At 68.6% G+C, this 16753-nt stretch carries 15 protein-coding genes; 6 read left to right on the top strand and 9 right to left on the bottom strand.

All coding sequences use genetic code 11. From position 1 onward, the window contains the following. Nucleotides 1-680 (bottom strand): aminoglycoside phosphotransferase family protein (locus VHD82_RS07975; protein WP_325698829.1); only part of this gene is annotated, 680 nt, incomplete at its 3' end. Nucleotides 681-820: 140 nt separating this feature from the next. Further along, nucleotides 821-2203 carry a helix-turn-helix transcriptional regulator gene (locus VHD82_RS07970; protein ID WP_325698802.1) on the bottom strand — a complete coding sequence of 461 codons (1383 nt, stop codon included), beginning with the start codon at nucleotides 2201-2203 and terminating at the stop codon, nucleotides 821-823. Between the two features lie 281 nt (nucleotides 2204-2484). On the opposite strand from VHD82_RS07970, the gene VHD82_RS07965 reads away from it, so the two are divergent. Next, nucleotides 2485-2814 (top strand): hypothetical protein, encoded by a 330-nt coding sequence (locus VHD82_RS07965; RefSeq protein ID WP_414637471.1) that lies wholly within the window; start codon nucleotides 2485-2487, stop codon nucleotides 2812-2814. Between the two features lie 12 nt (nucleotides 2815-2826). Then, nucleotides 2827-3234 (top strand): hypothetical protein, encoded by a 408-nt coding sequence (locus VHD82_RS07960; protein ID WP_325698799.1) that lies wholly within the window; start codon nucleotides 2827-2829, stop codon nucleotides 3232-3234. Nucleotides 3235-3621: 387 nt separating this feature from the next. Here VHD82_RS07960 and VHD82_RS07955 read toward each other — a convergent pair whose 3' ends face one another. Together VHD82_RS07955 and VHD82_RS07950 are read right to left on the bottom strand one after the other, a co-directional pair. Then, entirely contained in the window at nucleotides 3622-4869 is a 1248-nt protein-coding gene (locus VHD82_RS07955) for an MFS transporter (protein ID WP_325698796.1), read from the bottom strand. Further along, on the bottom strand, nucleotides 4866-6137 hold the full coding sequence (locus VHD82_RS07950; protein WP_325698794.1) for a GH1 family beta-glucosidase: 1272 nt from the start codon (nucleotides 6135-6137) through the stop codon (nucleotides 4866-4868). The genes VHD82_RS07955 and VHD82_RS07950 overlap by 4 nt, the downstream gene beginning before the upstream one ends. A 120-nt stretch (nucleotides 6138-6257) precedes the next feature. On the opposite strand from VHD82_RS07950, the gene VHD82_RS07945 reads away from it, so the two are divergent. Beyond that, nucleotides 6258-6878, top strand: a complete 621-nt coding sequence (locus VHD82_RS07945; protein ID WP_325698791.1) for a TetR/AcrR family transcriptional regulator — start codon at nucleotides 6258-6260, stop codon at nucleotides 6876-6878. 31 nt (nucleotides 6879-6909) lie between these two features. Here the strand turns inward: VHD82_RS07945 and VHD82_RS07940 are convergent, their stop codons facing one another. Next, nucleotides 6910-8097, bottom strand: coding sequence for an amino acid deaminase/aldolase (locus VHD82_RS07940; RefSeq protein ID WP_325698789.1), 1188 nt, complete (start codon nucleotides 8095-8097; stop codon nucleotides 6910-6912). An 87-nt stretch (nucleotides 8098-8184) separates the two neighbouring features. Between VHD82_RS07940 and VHD82_RS07935 the strand changes: the two genes are divergently transcribed. After that, entirely contained in the window at nucleotides 8185-9492 is a 1308-nt protein-coding gene (locus VHD82_RS07935; RefSeq protein ID WP_325698787.1) for a D-arabinono-1,4-lactone oxidase, read from the top strand. Nucleotides 9493-9498: 6 nt separating this feature from the next. Here the strand turns inward: VHD82_RS07935 and VHD82_RS07930 are convergent, their stop codons facing one another. From VHD82_RS07930 to VHD82_RS07920, 3 genes are all read right to left on the bottom strand, one after another. Beyond that, nucleotides 9499-10149, bottom strand: coding sequence for an NAD(P)H-binding protein (locus VHD82_RS07930; protein ID WP_325698784.1), 651 nt, complete (start codon nucleotides 10147-10149; stop codon nucleotides 9499-9501). 14 nt (nucleotides 10150-10163) lie between these two features. Then, entirely contained in the window at nucleotides 10164-10802 is a 639-nt protein-coding gene (locus VHD82_RS07925; protein ID WP_325698781.1) for a hypothetical protein, read from the bottom strand. A gap of 282 nt (nucleotides 10803-11084) precedes the next feature. Further along, nucleotides 11085-12857, bottom strand: a complete 1773-nt coding sequence (locus tag VHD82_RS07920) for a serine/threonine-protein kinase (RefSeq protein WP_325698778.1) — start codon at nucleotides 12855-12857, stop codon at nucleotides 11085-11087. Nucleotides 12858-12943: 86 nt separating this feature from the next. On the opposite strand from VHD82_RS07920, the gene VHD82_RS07915 reads away from it, so the two are divergent. Beyond that, nucleotides 12944-14014 (top strand): CoA ester lyase, encoded by a 1071-nt coding sequence (locus VHD82_RS07915; protein WP_325698775.1) that lies wholly within the window; start codon nucleotides 12944-12946, stop codon nucleotides 14012-14014. Continuing rightward, nucleotides 14011-14874: a CoA ester lyase gene (locus VHD82_RS07910; protein ID WP_325698772.1), complete on the top strand. Its 864-nt coding sequence runs from the start codon at nucleotides 14011-14013 to the stop codon at nucleotides 14872-14874. Before VHD82_RS07915 ends, VHD82_RS07910 begins: the two co-directional genes overlap by 4 nt. 37 nt (nucleotides 14875-14911) lie before the next feature. Here VHD82_RS07910 and VHD82_RS07905 read toward each other — a convergent pair whose 3' ends face one another. Continuing rightward, a complete protein-coding gene (locus VHD82_RS07905) occupies nucleotides 14912-16744 on the bottom strand; it encodes a hypothetical protein (RefSeq protein ID WP_325698769.1) in 1833 nt (610 codons plus the stop codon). Between the last annotated feature and the right edge of the window lie 9 nt (nucleotides 16745-16753).

Genomic DNA, 16753 nt, shown 5'->3' with positions numbered 1-16753 from the left:
CGGCCCGCCGGATCCCCGAACCGCTCGCGGCCGACGGCCAGCGGGGTCAGGTCCCATTCGGGTGGTCCGACGCAGGAGGAATCGAAGTCGCACAGCACCGGACCGTCCGGGCCGACGATCACGTTGCCCGGATGCGCGTCCCCGTGGATCAGCGCCCGGTGCAGCGGAAACTCCAGCTCGCCCAGCGCCGCCTCGACCTCGGCACAGCGCCGGAGCAGGAACCGCCGGTCACCGGGGTCGAGCTCCTCGGCGTCGGCCACCCTGGCCCGGACGTCCGCGAGCGGCGCCCACTCGCCGACGTTGTCCGGCGGCGGCAGCTCGTGCACCCGGCGCAACAAGAAGCCCAGCTCACCGGCGGTCGCCTTCGTCACCGGCTCGACGTACTCCCACGCCGTGACCACGTGCTCGCCGACCTGGATGGGCTGTTCGACACCCGGCAGCAGCCGGATCGCCGGGATCCCGTGCCGCTCGAAGTACTTCGCGACCTCGACGACCTTGGCGGCCCGGTGGCGCAGCGTCGTCGAACCGACGATGCGCAGCACCACCGGGTCCCCGGCCAGCGCGTACACCGCGTTGTTGGTGAACCGCAGCAGCTTCGCGCCGCGGTGGTCCAGGCCGAGCAGCGCGCAGGCCTGCGCCAGCGCCCTGTCCAGCTTTTCCCTGGTGAACCGGCCGTTCATCGCGCCGGCGGGCATCTCGGTGCACCGCTCACCGCGACGGATGGCGGTGCGCCGGACCGGGGTGCTCGTGACCCTGGCGTACCGGCGGCGCCGGCGGCGGGCGTTCTCGGTGGTCATCGAAGGCCCCCGTCGGTTTTCGCTCAGGCGGCGAAGAAGATGCCGAGCCGCTCGGCGAGGTCGCGGGCGTCCGGGTTGTTCCGGCGCTTCTCCGCCTCGTCCTTCAACGGCTCCATCCGGTCCTTGATCCGTGCGGACTTGAGCCCCTCGGCGGACTCGAGCGCGGCACGGCCGACCCGTGCCCCGTGGTCGATGTCGCCTTCGAGCAGGTGGTTGGTGGCGAGCGCGCTCAGGTTGAACGTCTTGCTGCGCTGCATGTCCTCGCCGTAGGCGTCGACGGCCCTGGCCAGCGCGGGGATCGCGTACTTGGTGTGCTTGAGGTCCACGCTGCGCGCGAGGACCGTGTGCACGGTGCCGATCATCGCGTACACGTCGGTCTCGTTGAAGAACTTGACCCAGTCCTCGGCCTCGACGAGGTTCGCGCGGGCGAACTCGTCCTTGGCCAGGCCCAGCAGCTTCAGCGCCTGGTCCTCGTTCTCCATCATCGCGTAGGCCCAGGCCTGGTTCGCCGCGAGCACGGCGATCGCCAGCTCCGAACCCGATTCCTGGGCCGCGATCTGGCCGAGCTGGAACAGTTTCAGCGCGTCGTTGGGTGCTTCCTGGTGCAGGTAGACCCGGCCCATCCGGTACAGGATGTTCGCCACCAGCGGGTTGTTGTCCCCCTGTTTGGCCAGTTCGAGCGCGTTCGCGAAATGCCCGCGCGCGGAGTCCATCAGCCCGGTGTCGAACGAGGTCCAGCCCGCCAGACTGTGCAGGTCGGCGAGCGCGACGAACAGTCTGGACTTGACCGGGGTGGTCGCCGAAGAGTCGAGCATCTGCTGCCCCCAGGACAGCTGCGCGACCACGGCGTCGCGGCAGAAACCGCCGCCGTACTGGTAATCGAGTGCCCGCAGCGCTCTGGTCGCCGCTTCCACCTGGCGCACGTCGGTCATCCCGATGTGACCCGGTGCCGGCGTCCTCGCGGGGCTCGCCGCCCAGGCCTGCGGCGACGATCCGAAGACCGCCGCACCCATCGTGACCTGGGCGGCATGCGCGAGGAAGTTCCGCCGTTTCACGGACTCGTCCTCCTCAGCCTGCTGCTCGTCGGCTGCGCCGACGACCTGAATCTCGGTGGCCTCGTCGTACGCGAGGCCCATGTATCCACGGGGGACGCCCAGCCCGTCGGCGATCCTCGCCAGCACGTCATAGGCCATGACCTGCCGTCCCTTGAGGATCTCCGAGACCTCGGACTGTGACTGGCCGGTGAGGGCGGCAATCTGCCGCTGGGAGATGCCCTCCTTGCGGAGGTTCCGGTAGACCGCGCTGATCTCGCGTCCCGCCAGTGCTTCCCGCATCTCGCGCTTTTCCCAGACATCAGAGCTGATCGGATGGCCCTGCCGGGCTTCCGCAGCGGAACTGGCGTCCATATTGCGCCCCCTCACCGTCACCTCGGGCGTCGAATCGCAGCGTAGGCATACCCATTCAACCGCGCGAAACGCTGTTTGCCGAGCCTGATCGGCCGGACCGAAGTTCCCCGACCGTTCACCGTCGAAGCTGACCGGTCGCCGCTGTAGCGTCGGTTCGGCTTCTCTTCCGCACTGGTTCATCGCAATCTAGTTCTCAGTTCTCCGTGAGCGACCGGGCACCGCCCGCGATCACACAGAGCAACGAGAGACGCAACAGGAACCGACAGAGCGGAGTTGACGCGGTGGAGTTCGTGGACTCGATCCCGGCAGCACGTGCGACCGCCCAGGCCGCGAGGGGTCCGATGCGGCCGTCCGGCCTGGCGGCCCGCTCGGCGGTCCCGGCGGTGACCGATCCTCGTGCGGCGCAGGTGCGCCGGTACGAGAGCGGTCAACTCGTGTGGCGCGTGCAATGCGGCGACATGATCAACCGGGAACGTTGTGTGACCGTGCTCGTCCAGGACAACCAGGTAGTGCTGGTGGGACCGCCCGGAGAAACAGCGCGGCTGACCGCCGGCCAACTCGGCCAGCTGCGGGCTGCGCTCAACGAAGCTGCGAAGCTGACGGAAAGGTAACGGTGAGTTTTCGTGGACCAGATCCTGGGGCAAGTTCTCCGGAACGCCGTATGGGAACGCCTAGACATGCTCGCCGAACTGGCAAACGAGGCTGACACGGATTCACTGGTGTCGGTAGCGCGGAGCGAGCTCCCCCGGCTGACCGAAGGCTGGCGCGCGATGCTCTCGGCACACGAGCCCGATGAGCGCGGCGACTGCCCGACCTGCTCAACCCGGTGGCACCGCTGCAAGGCGCCGTGCTCGGTGTGGCAGGTCGCGCATGAGCACCTGGTCGCCGGGGGGCTCGCCCCACAGCAGGACCTTCGCCGCTCCTGGCGGCGCGGCAAGAACACGGTCCCGTCGCAGAACCGGGGAGCGCAGCCGACGCAGGCCGAGACCACCGGCCGCCACGCGCTTATCCCGCAGGTCGCCACCCGCTGACCTCTTGCCGATTAATCGTGAATAGTGAGCTGAAACCCCTAGCGCAGGGGTGAATCCGTGGGTATGTTGATCATCATGGTCGCTGGCTGTGAATTTGCAGATGGCAGCTTGCGACTACCCCCGCCCTCGTAGTCCGAAGGCGACCCCGAACTCCGCGGGCCGGTGCCGTTGCACTCCCCTCCCCCGACCGGCACCGGCCCGCGGGCCCAGCTCCTACTCGCTCGCTGCGCTCGCTTCGCCCCGTCCGCGGGCCGGATTATTTCTGGGGGCCGAGCCCCCAGGCCCCCACGGTGCGAGCTCCTCACCTGGACGGCATGGCTGGGTTGAGTGGTGACCAGCGGCCGCTTTCTTGCCGCCCCCGTCCGGCGAGGACAGTCTCTTAAACCCCTACCGGACCTTCTTCACCCCGATGATCAACCCACCGGCGGCCAGGGTCGCCACCCCGGCTGCGCCGAACAGTGCCGGGTAGCCGCCGAGGTTCGCCAGGATGATCGTCGCCGCCAGCGGGGCGATGACCTGGGGCAGCAGGTTCGCGATGTTCACCACCCCGAGGTCCTTCGCGCGGTCCTGTGCGGCGGGGAGCACCTGGGTGAGGATTGCCAGTGCGACGGCCCAGTACGCACCGAAACCGACGCCCAGCAACGGGGAAGCGGCGAGTGCGGCAGGCCAGGTCTGCCAGATCGTCAGCACGAAAGCCGCCGCGGCCATCACGATCACCGCGAGGTAGACGTACGGCTTCCGACGGCCGGAACGGTCGGAAAGCCAGCCGACGGTGAGCCCGCCGATCACCAGTGCCACCCCGTACAGACCCATCATGATCAGCAGGCCGGTGTCCGGATCCGGGTAGTGCACCGCGTCCTTCAGAAAGAACAACAGGTAGAACGTGCCCAGCGCGTTGCCGAGGTTGATCAGGAAATGACAGCCCCACGCCCACATGAAGTCCGGCTGCTCTCGGGGCGAGACCCACAGCTCCGCCAGCACATCGCGCCAGCGGTTCGATGGCCGCCAGGTCTTCGGCAGCGCCAGGTCGGGCGTCCGGACCACGAACGCGATCGCGCCCAGCACAACGACCACCGCGCAGGCGATATACCCGCCGGGCAGGCTCGTCACCAGCACGGTCACCACCACCGCGCCGAGCACGGTGCCGAGCATCTGGCTGATCCCGACCAGGCCGCCGATCTGCGCGCGCTGCTCCACCGGCACCCGGTCCGGCACTGCCGAGGTCAGCGTCGCGAGCATTCCGTTCAACCCGGCCTGCACGAGACACCAGCCGACCGTCATCACCACGACGTTGCCCGCCATCGCCAGCACCAAAAGCCCGACGGCGCCGAGGACCGCGCCGGCCAGCGTCCACGGGTGGCGGCGGCCGAAGCGCGACCTCGTCCGGTCGGACGCGAGCCCGACCAAGGGGTTGGCGAACAGGGAGACCACCGCGCCCACCCCGGTCACGATGCCGAACACCAGTTCCTTGTGCCCGGCGTTCAGCAGTTCCGCCTGCTCCGGCAGCAGCACCTGGATCGGCGCGTAGATCCCGAGCCAGAGCCCGATGTTCGCGACGAAAAGCAGGCTGGTCCACCCGCCGCGGACGCGCGTCGTCGGTTCGGCCAATGCCGCCGGGGCGTCGGTGTCGGTCATCGGCTCACCAGTTTCCGGTACCAGTCGAAGGAATCCTTGCGGGTGCGGCGCTGGGTCTCGTAATCGACGTGCACCAGCCCGAAGCGAGGACCGTATCCCTTCGACCATTCGAAGTTGTCCAGTAGTGACCACACGAAATATCCCCGTACATCGACCCCCACGTCCATCGCCTCCCGCAGCGCACCCAGGTGCCGCGCCAGGAAGTCGATACGTTCGGGGTCGTGCACGCCGTCGTAGCTGCAACCGTTCTCGGTGATGTAGATCGGCGGCAGGTCGTAGCGTGCGTTCAGGTCGACGAGCAATTCACGCAGCGCGTCCGGCACGACCGGGGAATCGTTGGTGGTGCGCGGAAAACCCTCGATCGGCCGCAGCTCGAACGGCAGCGGGTTGTGCTCGCCCGGTGCGGCGGCGCCCTGTGGTTCGTAGTAGTTGATGCCGTAGAAATCCAATGGCTGCGCGATAATCGGCAGATCGTCGGCGAATCCCGTCGGCAGGTACGGGACGATCTCCCCGGGGTAGCTGCCGAGCACGACGGGTTCGAGGTAGGTCCGGTTGAGCAGCGCGTCGAGCCAGTGGGCGGCGGCGCGATCGCCTTCGCTCTCCGACGCCGGCCAGATCGGGGAATGATGATTCGCGGTACCGATGCTGTGCGCGCCCGCGGATCGAAGCGCCTGCACGGCAAGCCCGTGCGCGAGATGCTGATAATGCGCGGTTGGCAATGCGTCAAGAAGCAGTGTTTTACCGGGCGCGTACTCGCCGATGGCATATCCGTAAATCGACATGACCATCGGCTCATTCAGCGGAATCCACATTTTCACCCGATCGGCGAAGTGTTCGCCAAGGATTTTCGCGTAGTCCGCGAACCGTTCCGCGGTGTCCCGGACGAGCCAGCCGCCGGCGTCCTCGAGCGACTGCGGCGTGTCCCAGTGGTAAATCGTGCCTACCGGGTCGATTCCGGCGGCGCACACCTCGTCGAGCAGCCGGTCGTAGAAATCGAGTCCGCGCGAATTCGGGCCTGCTACTCCATTAGGCTGAATTCTGGGCCAGGAAAACGACATTCGATACCCGCCGACGCCCAGGTCGGCGAGCAGTCCGACGTCCTCGGAGTAGCGGTGATAGTGATCGTCGGCCACGATTTTTCCCTGGGCGGAGGTGAACGTGTCCCAAATGGACCTGCCACGGCCGTCCGCGTCCGTCGCACCCTCTATCTGGAAGGCCGAGGTGGAGACACCCCACAGGAAGCCGGGCGGAAAGTTCAGGTTTTCCACTGGCGTGTCGCCTTTCGCCGAGGAAACATGAAAAGTTCTCATACAATAGCCGGTCCCTGGTCCGGGGGGAAGCGTTTCGGCACGCTAAAGTCGCAGTTCAGAGCATCAGAAGGAGCACCAGTGTCGGAGACCCAGGCGACCCCGCTGCGCCGGCAACCGGTACAGCAGCGCAGCGCGAGACGAGTGGAGCAGATGCTGGACGCGAGCGCCCAGCTGATCGACGAGGTCGGGTACGACGCGTTGACCACCACCTTGATCGCGAAGCGGGCGGGGGTCGCCGTCGGCTCGCTGTACCAGTTCTTCCCGGACAAGCGGGCCGTGGTGCAGGCGCTGACCCAGCGCAACCTCGATCGTTTCGTCGCCGCGGTGAGCGAACGGCTGGCGGGCGAGGATCCGGGCCACTGGTGGGACGTGGTCGACTCGATCCTCGACATCTACCTGGACATGCACCGGCAGGTGCCGGGTTTCTCCAAGGTGCACTTCGGCGACGTGGTGGACCGGCAGCTGCTCGATGACAGCCGCGACAACAACAAGGTGATAGCGGATTCGCTGACGGCGCTGGTGAGCAAATACCTCGAGACACCGGGCGAACGGCTCTCGCTGTCGATCACAGTGGCCATCGAAGCCGCCGACGCGGTGCTCAAACTGGCCTTCCACCGCGATCCCCAGGGCGACCCGGAGATTGTGGAAGAAGGCAAACATCTGATCAAGGGATACCTCGCGAGCAGGCTCGGAGAGTAGTCCACAGGCCTGTGGATATGTGGACCGTCGGCTACCCGAAGTTCTGGTGCTCTCCGCGGTAGGTCGGCACGGTGCGTTCCAGTTGCCCGTCCACCACGATGTGGTAGTGATCGAACCGCTCGGCGAGCTCGCCCGCCTTGGCGTGCCGGAGCCAGACTCGATCGCCCAGCCGCAGGTCACGGGCCGCTTTTCCGGTCACCGGGGTCTGCACTTCGCCCGCTCCCTCGAAGCCGAGCAGGCGCAGGCCCGACGGCAGATGGGGCGAGGGCAACCGCGATTCCGCGGCCGGCCCGGAGGCGATGTAGCCGCCCGCGAACAGGGTGGCGATGCTCCGGGTCGGCTTGTGGACAACTGGCAGCGCGAACAGCGCGGCGGGTCGCGGGTGGAAGCGGGTGTAGGAGTCGAAGAGGGTCGAACCGATCAGGCCCGAGCCCGCCGCCACCTCGGTCACCACCGATTCCGCACGGGTCGTTTCGATGCTGCCGGAACCACCGCCGTTGACGAACTCGAGTTCGGCGATTTCCCGCACCGCGCGCACCGCTTCCGTGCGGCGTTGCGCCAGTTCCCGCACCGAGCGCCCCTGCATCCAGCGGACGACGCGGTCGGCACGACCACCGGTGGCATCCGGCAGGCCGGCGATCTGTCCTTCGTAGGCCATCAGCCCGACGAGGCGAAAACCCTTGTGCCGCAACACTTTCCCGGCCAACTCGGCGGCCTGGCGGGCGGTGAACACCGGCGAGCGCCGGGTGCCGACGTGCACCATCGGCAGCGGCCGCCACGAAGCGTCGAGTTCGAGGCAGACGCGGATCTCCGGATGTTCCGGCCCGGCCGCGGCATCCACGACGTCGAGGTGCTCGGTGGAGTCGATCATGATCGTGATCGCCGCACGGGCGCGCTCGTCGGCGGCGAGCCGGCGCAGCGCACCGTGGTCCACGGTCGGATAGGCGACCAGGATGTCGTCGCTGGTGCCGAGCGCGGCGTGCCACAGCGCTTCGGCCAGCGAATAGCACATCAGCCCGGCGAACCCGGGCGTCGCGAGACCGCGTTCGATCAGGTACCGGCAGCGGACGGACTTGCTGACCAGCCGGATCGGCACGCCGTTCGCGCGGCGGGCCAGATCGGCGGCGTTGGCGTCGAACGCGGGCAGGTCGATGATGGCCAGCGGCGCGTCGAGACCCTTCGTGGCCAGGTCGTATGCCGCCGCGTTCGGCAAGGTCATGCGAAGTACGGTACGGCAAGACCACTTGAAACGCGAATACTCTTCACTTACGGTTTTCGTCACTCGATACGGATCAGGTGAGGGCCCATGACCAGCTGGACCAACTGGGCCGGCACCGCCACGGCCGACCCACGGCGGGTGCACGTGCCGCGCAGCGTGGCCGAGATCGCCGAGGTCGTGACCGGTGTCGCCGTCGACGGCAGGCGGCTGCGCGCACGGGGCAGCGGCCATTCGTTCACGCCGATCGCGGTCGCCGACTCGGACGCGATGGACCTGACGCAGTGGACCGGGATCGCGTCGGTCGATGCGGACAACCATCGGGTGACAGTGCGCTCGGGAACGCCGTTGCACCAGCTCAACGCCGAGCTCGACGGGCTCGGGCTGGCGATGACCAATCTCGGCGACATCGACGCGCAGACCATCGCGGGTGCGGTGTCCACCGGCACCCACGGCACGGGCGCGAAGCTCGGCGGGCTCGCCACCCAGATCGTGCAGCTGGAACTGGTGCTCGCCGACGGTTCGGTGGTCACCTGCTCGGCCGACCGGCGGCCGGATCTGTTCCACGCCGCGCGGGTCGGCCTCGGCGCCCTCGGCGTGCTCACGCACGTGACCTTGCAGTGCGAGCCGTCGTTCCTGCTGTCCGCGCAGGAACGACCGGAGCCGCTGGAGCAGGTGCTGGCGGGGTTCGACGAGTTCGCCGCCGGTAACGATCACTTCGAGTTCTACTGGTTTCCCTACGGCAGCCACGCGCTGGTGAAGCGGAACAACCGGCTTCCCGCGGGCAGCGAGCGCAAGCCGCTCGGCCGGGTCAAACAGTTCGTGGACTATGAGATCATGGAGAACGTCGCGTTCGGCACGCTGTGCCGGATCGGCCGGGCGGTGCCGCGATTGGTGCGGCCACTGGGAAAGTTCGCGTCGGCCGTGCTCTCCGCGCGCGAGTACAGCGACCTGTCACATCGCGTTTTCGTGACCCACCGCGGGGTGCGGTTCGTCGAGTCGGAGTTCGCCGTGCCGCGCGAGTCCGTGCACCACGTCCTCGGGGAACTGCGGAACCTGGTGCCACGGCTGGAAAATCCGGTGGCCTTCCCGGTGGAGGTGCGGGTGGCCGCGGCCGACGACATCTGGCTGTCCACAGCGAACGGTCGCGATTCGGCGTACATCGCGATCCACCAGTTCGTCGGCATGCCGTACCTGGAGTACTTCGCCGGTTTCGCGGCGATCGCCGCGGAGGTCGGCGGGCGGCCGCACTGGGGGAAGATGCACAACCTCGACGCGTCCAAGTTGCGGAAACTGTACCCGCATTTCGACGACTTCGTCCGGGTGCGGAATGAGGTGGACCCGGCCGGGGTGTTCGGCAATCCCTATCTCGACAGGGTGCTCGGCGAACCGTCCTGAGTGGACTCAGAGCCGGGCGACGGCCTCGTCGATCGGGGTGTTGCCGCCAACCAGTTCCAGGGTGCGGCGGACACTGCGCTGCTCCTCCAGCAGCGCGATGATCACCGCGGCCACGTCCGCGCGCGGGATCTCGCCGTAGTCCACCGAATCCGCGATGTGCACCTCGCCGGTGGCCGCGTCGTCGGTGAGCCTGCCGGGGCGCAGGATGGTCCAGTCCAAGTCGCGCTTGCGCAGATCCTCTTCCGCGGCTTCCTTCGCCTTGAGGTACGCGGCGAAAACCTCGTCCGTGCCGGGGCGGGGCGGCCTGCCGACCCCCATCGAACCGATCTGCACGTGCCGACGGACCCCGGCCAGCTCGGCCGCCTCTCCGAAGAGGGCGGCGGCGCCGAGGTCGACCGTCTGCTTGCGCTCCGTGCCACTGCCCGGACCGGCGCCGGCCGCGAACACCGCGGCGTCGGCGCCCTTGAGGATCTCCGCGACCTCGGCCGCAGTGCTGTTCTCCAGATCCAGCACGGCCGGCTCCGCGCTCACCGCGCGGAGATCCTCGGCCTGCGCCGGGTTCCGGATGATGCCCACCGCCTCGGCACCGTTCGCGGCCAGCTGCCGCTCCAGGTGCAGGGCGATCTTGCCATGTCCGCCGGCGATCACGACTCGCATGGGACCGACTGTACTCAGGCCACCGGCAGGTCGTAGGACGCGAGGAGCTGCTCGTACACCATCTCGTTGACCCACCGGGAGACCGAGTCCTGCGGCAGCAGGGTGCGCTCGGTACGGCCCGGGACGTCGCGCTCGACGTTGGCGTCGGTGTCGGCGGAGACCACCGCGATGCCGTAGGAACGGGCGCGCGGCAGGCAGTTGTCCACATAGTCCTTCGTCAGCACGGCCGACGCGGGCAGCAGCATCGCGGCCTCGCCGTAGCGGGCGAAGGGCACCACGGAGGCCATGCCGGTGCGCCAGTGCCGGGCGACGGACAGCACGCCGACGATGTCGGCGGCCGGTGCCGGGGCGGTGCGCGCGAACTCGGGCCAGGTCCAGGTGGCGACCGTGGTGCGGTCGGTCACCGGGCCGATGCCGACGGCGATCCGCTCGGCGTGCACGTCGGTGCGCAGCTTGGCGACGACGCACACACGGCGGCCGAGAATGGTGACCTCGGGCAGTACGACGCCCTCCCAGCCCAGCTGCGCGGCAGCCGCGCCCGCCAGGTAGGACGTACTCGCCGGAAGCTCGACGGGCGGCACCACACGGGTGGGAAATGACCGGGTTCCGCCGGCCACCACCGCGTCGCCGGTGTGTCCTGGTGTAACCGCCACGAGTCCGCCTCCTTCTCGCCCTGCTTCGTCAGCCGTGCCGCTCCCCCTCGTGAAAAGTGGCACATGACTTGACTACCAGTGCTACGGCCGCCGGTCTTCGGGTCGGCAGAACGGCTGCGATCGGCGGCGCCCAACGGTCGGTGACCGGTCGATAAGCGGTCGACGGACTTCAGTCCGACACTGCGACCGAACGGGTGACGTCCAGCCGAACGGCGTTACCCGGCCGTTTTCCGTACCGCCGAATGGAGCAATCGGCGCTTTGTCCACTGTGGACGTCCTGGTTCAGTTCCCTGGCAGCAGGGCCCTTCCGGCGGGCGTCACAAGATTGGAAAGCTCCTGGTAGGGCACCACGAACTCGGGGAATCCGCAAGCGAGCGCGTAGCCGAGCGCCCCGGCACCGACGCTGAAGTCGACACCTTGATCGGTGAAGGCCATCTGGAGCACCGGATCGCCGCCGAGGGTGTACGGCTCGAGGTCGACCGGCTGCAGCCCGCGGCTGCCGGTGTCGGTCTCGCAGTAGCCGCCGCCCGGCGCGTGCGCCAGGATCCGCTGCTCCAGTTTCGACATCGCCGCCTGGCTGGTCGAGATGCCGGTGAACACGTCGCCCGCGGTGATCTGCTTGCCGGTCCTCAGGTCCACGTTGATCAACTTCATGTCGTAGCCACCGTGGTTGCCGAACTGGGTGGAGTCCACGCTCAGCTCGTAGTGCACCGACAGCACCTTGTCGTCCTGGCGGTCGATGGTCACCTTGTTGTGCGCGTGCGCCCGGCTGCCGTCCGGTTCGCGCTCCAGCGCGCCTTCCCGCACGTAGGAGATCCACTCGTCGACCGGCGCGCTCAGCACCTTGTTGATCCGCTGCTGGACGGCGGGATCGCTGATGCCGGTGACCTCCGCGTACTGCGCGCTGACGTCGAAGTTGTTCTCGGTTCCGGTCCTGGTCTTCAGGTTCACCGCGAGCGCGGCCGGAGTGACGCTCGTGGTGGCGGGCGCCGCGGCTGGTGGTGCCGGATCGTTGTTCACGGTCACCACGACCACCGTCGCCACCGCGGCCGCCACGACCGCGCCGACGATGGCGGCGATCTTGCCGCCGGTCAGGAAACCCGCCGCGGTGGCCACGCCGCTGCCCACGCCGGCGGCTGCCGTCCCAGCCGCGATGGTGGGCGCCGCCGCGGTGCCGACGGTCAGCAAAGCCAATGGGGACAAGGCAAGCAGCACTCCCGTCCGCTGGGCCAGCCGGGACAGGCCGCGTTCCTCCCAGTCCTCGCCGTACCCGGCGACGGCCGCCGTCTCCAGCTCGCCGACGAACTCGGCCGCGCCGACCGGCCGCTGGCCTGGGTCCTTCGCCATGCCGCCGGCGATCAGCGCGCGCACCGGCTCGGGCGCCATCTCCAGCGGGACGGGCGCGTGTTCGTGCATTTCGCGCAGGGTCTCGGTGTCCTCGGCCGGGAACGGTTTGCGTCCGGTCACTCCCTGGAAGAACACGCAGGTCGCGGCGTAGACGTCGGTGGCCGGGCTGGCAGGCAGGCCGTGCCACTGCTCCGGCGCCATGTACGCCGGGGTACCGATCGGCAGGCCAGTCTCGCCCGCGAGCGTCGCGATGCCGAAGTCGACCAGCTTGCTCTCGCGATCCGGGCCGACCAGCACATTGTCGGGTTTGTAGTCGCGGTGCACGATCCCGGCCCGGTGCGCGTCGGCCAGCCCGAGCAGCGAACCCTTCAGCACGGCCAGCGCCGATTCGGGCTCCAGCCGCCCGTCGACCAGCAGGAGTTCCCGCAACGGCACCCCGCGGACGGCCTCCATCACGATCGCCGCGCCGTACGGGGTTTCCGCGAACTCATACAACCGAGTGATGTGCGCGCTCGGCACGCGGCGGAGGATTTCGGCCTCACGGCGGAACGCGGCGAGCCGCGCCGGATCGCTCAGATAGCGGCTGAACAGGTACTTGATGGCCACCAGCGTGCCCGTGCCGTCGTGCCTCGCCAGCACGACGCGGCCGAAACCGCCTTCACCCAGCGCTCTGATCTCGGTGAAACCGGGCAATGACCATTCGTCCACACCAGTCTGAGGTGAGCTTTGCCGCAGCGGTTCCCCTCGGATCGAGGTTAAGGTTACTCGCCGGTTACCGAATCCAGGGAGGATCGATGCGTTCGCCGAAGGACTTCTTCGCGCCACTCGCCGTCGGCGCACCGGACCCGGTCCGCGACATCCCGGCGCTGCCGTCGCGGATGATCCACTTCTTCGACCCGAGCAACGAGAAGATGGCCGCCAAGGTGCCGGATCTCGCGAAGAAGGTCGACGTGCTGCTCGGCAACCTCGAAGACGCCGTGCGCGCGGACCGCAAGGAGGCCGCACGCCAGGGCCTGGTCCGCATCGCGAAGGCGACCGACTTCGGCGGCACCCAGCTGTGGACCCGGATCAACAGCCTCGACTCGCCGTGGGCGCTGGACGATCTGCTCACCCTGGTCACCGAGATCGGCGACAAGCTCGACGTGATCATGGTGCCGAAGGTCGAGGGCGCGCAGGACATCCACTACGTGGACCGGCTGCTCGCGCAGCTCGAAGCGCGCGCCGGGCTGACGAAACCGTTGCTGGTGCACGCGATCCTGGAAACCGCGAGCGGGGTGGCGAACGTCGAGGAGATCGCCGGGGCGAGCCCGCGGATGCAGGGCATCTCACTGGGCCCGGCGGACCTCGCCGCGAGCCGCCGGATGAAGACCACGCGCGTCGGCGGCGGACATCCCGGCTACCTGGTGCGCACCGACCCGGTCGGCGACGACCTGAACGCCGGGCGCACCACGTATCAGCAGGATCTGTGGCACTACACGGTCGCGCGGATGGTCGACGCCTGCGCGATGCACGGGATCTTGCCCTACTACGGCCCGTTCGGGGACATCCGCGACGTCGTGGCCTGCGAAGACCAGTTCCGCAACGCGTTCCTGCTCGGCTGTGTCGGCGCGTGGTCGCTGCACCCGGTGCAGATCGACATCGCGAAGAAGGTGTTCTCGCCGGCGCCGGAGGACGTCGCGTGGGCCCGTCGTGTGATCGCTGAAATGGGCGACGGTACGGGTGCGGTGATGATCGACGGGAAGATGCAGGACGACGCCTCCTACAAGCAGTGCCGGGTGGTCGCGGAACTGGCCGACGCGCTGGCCACACGTGACCCGGAACTGGCCGAAGCGTATGACAAGGCAACCAAGGAGATGCAGGCGTGAGCGAGGTCAAACCACGGCGATCGGTGCTGTACATGCCGGGCGCCAACGAGCGTGCGCTGGAGAAGGCGAAGGCCCTGCCCGCGGACGCGCTCATCCTCGACCTCGAGGACGCCGTTGCGCCGGACGCGAAGGAAGCCGCACGTGAACGCGTTTGCGCCGCCGCTTCGTCGGGCGAGTATGGCAAGCGCGAGGTCACCATCCGCGTGAACGGGCTGGACACCGAATGGCATGACGCCGACCTCCGGGCGGCCGCGCAGGCAGGGCCGGCCGCGGTCGTCGTGCCGAAGGTGAACTCGGCTCGCGAGGTGCACAACATCGAGCGCGCGCTGGAACTCGGCGGCGCGCCCGAGCACACGAAGATCTGGGCGATGGTCGAAACGCCGGTCGCGATGCTGCACGCCGAGGAGATCGCCGCGGCGAGCGAGCGGCTGGCCGTGCTCGTGATGGGCACCAACGACCTGGCCAAGGAGCTGCACGCCGAGTTCGTCCCCGGCCGCGCACCGTTGCTGGGTGGGCTTTCGCTGTGCCTGCTCGCCGCGCGGGCGACCGGGAAAGTGATCCTCGACGGCGTCTACAACGACGTGAAGGACGCCGAGGGGTTCGAGGCGGAATGCCGGCAGGGCAGGGAGTTCGGCTTCGACGGCAAGACGCTGATCCACCCAGGCCAGATCGAACCGTGCAACCGGATCTTCGCCCCGTCCGAGGCGGAGGTCGAGCAGGCCCGCAAGATCATCGCCGCGTTCGACGAGGCCAAGGCCGAAGGGCGCGGAGTGGTCACAGTGGACGGACGGATGATCGAGAACCTGCACGTGGACAACGCGCAGCGGATCCTCGCGTTGGCCGAGGCCTTCGGCTCCTGAGGACTGGACCGGCTCCGTCCATTCCGGACAGAGCCGGTCAGTCCTCGTCGTGCAGCCAGTCCAGAGCTTTGCGCGCCGCGTTCGAGACCATCCGGTCGGGATGCGCGACCACCATCGACTCCAGCACCTCGCGGGTGCTCGGGTGGCCGCAGATCGTCGCGTCGGCCAGGAACAGCAGCTGCGCCGGACGCGGTTGCGCGGCGAACTCCTCCATCGCCTTTTTCCGCCCCGCGGAACGGATTCCGGCCGCGAGCACGTCGACCATGCTGTACGTGCGCTCGCGCCCGCTCACCTCGCTCGCATCGATCAGCCCGGCGTCGAGCAGCCAGCTGAGCGCGGCCGGGCCGGCGGCGGAGTGCTCGCGTAGCTCGTCGATCGCGTTGACGCCCGTCTCGCCGTACTCGGCCAGGAGCTGGAAGGCGAGCATCCGGTGCTCGAAATCGTCCGTCCGACGGGCGAGGGCGGACAGTTCGGCTATCGCACGATCCGGCCTGCGCGCGCGTAACCACAACCGCGAGCCCTCTTCGAACGCTTCGCGCGGCAACGGGGCGATACGCGCGAAGAACACTTCGGCGGTCTCCTCGGCCAGATCCTCCAGCGTCAGCGTCGGCACTCCGGCGGCGACTCGTGCCTCGTACATCGCGCGCGTGCCCAACGGCAGCATGCGCACGACCTGCCGTTCCTCCTCCGGCACCTCGTCCACCGAGTCCACGCCGGAGAAATCGAGCAGATCCTCGTAGTGCTCCTCGGTGGCCGGAGTCATCTCGACCAGGCCGTACAACGCCAGCCGGTGCACCACCCGCAGCACTGGCGCGGCGTCGGCCGAGCGCCAGGCGAGATCGGCCAGATCGTCGAGGATCTCCACCAGCATCGGGACGGTCGCGCAGTCGTGATCGGCCTGGATCGACTCCAGTACTTCATAGGCCAGCTGCCTGTCCGCGGCCCGGCGCCGCACCGGTTCGCGGTGGTCCGCGACCGCGTGCGGGACCGCGGCGCGCCACAGCGCGAGCGAGTCCGCGAGCAGCGGCGCCGCCCGCTTCACGCACACGAGGCGGCCTTTGAGCACTCGCACCACACCGGCGGTCTTGGCCAGCGACACGACTTCCGCCGGGTCGTCCATGCCCAGCCGTTCGACCAGCTCGCGGGCGTCCGGCTCGGCGAGCCTGCCCTTGGTGGCGAGGTCACGTCCGTCGCCGACCCAGTCGACGAAACGGCGCAACACCCGCACGACCGTCGTGGCCCCGGCGTCTGCGGCGAGCTCCTCCTCCGACGCCAGCGCGAACACCGGCGTCGGGTCGAGCGGCTCCACCTCCGGGTCACCCTCGTAATGCCGGTACGCGATCTCGTGCAGCAGCACCTGGTCCACCTCGACCTCGCCGTGCTGCACCTGGTCGATGAACTCCTGCGCGGCCTGCTCGTCCAGCGGGTCGATGCCGTGCTCGGCCATTGCCACGGCCCAGAACTTGGCCAGCCCGAAGTTCGCGGGCTCGTTCATCGCCTCGTCGAAGGCCGCGGCGACCCCGCGCACGAAGGACCGCAGCACCGACGGCGGTTCGCTGCGCTCGTCGAACAGATCGGCGTCGTCGAAGAAATCCAGCAACGATTCGACAGTGGACAGCACCGCCGTGGAATGCGGGTCGAGCAGGACCACCTTGCGCGGGAACCACGTCAGCAGTGCGCCGCGCAGCACTTCGCGGGTCCACCGGCCGAGCATGCCGTCGCGTTCGAAGCGGTAGTCGAGCATGGCGCCGGCCACCACGGGATCGATCGTCCGCTGCCGCATCTGCGACCACGCGTCGAGTTCGACGAGCAGGCGCTCACGGGCGTCGATGAAGTCCTCTTCGTCGGCTCCGGTGTAGACCATGCGCATGCGACGATG

The sequence above is a fragment of the Amycolatopsis sp. genome, from assembly GCF_035546795.1.
In the GTDB taxonomy this organism is placed as follows: Bacteria; Actinomycetota; Actinomycetes; order Mycobacteriales; family Pseudonocardiaceae; genus Amycolatopsis_E.
This window is presented reverse-complemented; position numbering and strand designations above follow the sequence as displayed.

Excerpts from the sequence above, each read along its gene's own strand:
- VHD82_RS07930 (WP_325698784.1), bottom strand. The coding sequence starts at position 10,149 with ATGCGAGTCGTGATCGCCGGCGGACATGGCAAGATCGCCCTGCACCTG.
- VHD82_RS07905 (WP_325698769.1), bottom strand. The coding sequence starts at position 16,744 with ATGCGCATGGTCTACACCGGAGCCGACGAAGAGGACTTCATCGACGCC.
- VHD82_RS07970 (WP_325698802.1), bottom strand. The coding sequence starts at position 2,203 with ATGGACGCCAGTTCCGCTGCGGAAGCCCGGCAGGGCCATCCGATCAGC.
- VHD82_RS07935 (WP_325698787.1), top strand. The coding sequence starts at position 8,185 with ATGACCAGCTGGACCAACTGGGCCGGCACCGCCACGGCCGACCCACGG.
- VHD82_RS07955 (WP_325698796.1), bottom strand. The coding sequence starts at position 4,869 with ATGACCGACACCGACGCCCCGGCGGCATTGGCCGAACCGACGACGCGC.
- VHD82_RS07940 (WP_325698789.1), bottom strand. The coding sequence starts at position 8,097 with ATGACCTTGCCGAACGCGGCGGCATACGACCTGGCCACGAAGGGTCTC.
- VHD82_RS07915 (WP_325698775.1), top strand. The coding sequence starts at position 12,944 with ATGCGTTCGCCGAAGGACTTCTTCGCGCCACTCGCCGTCGGCGCACCG.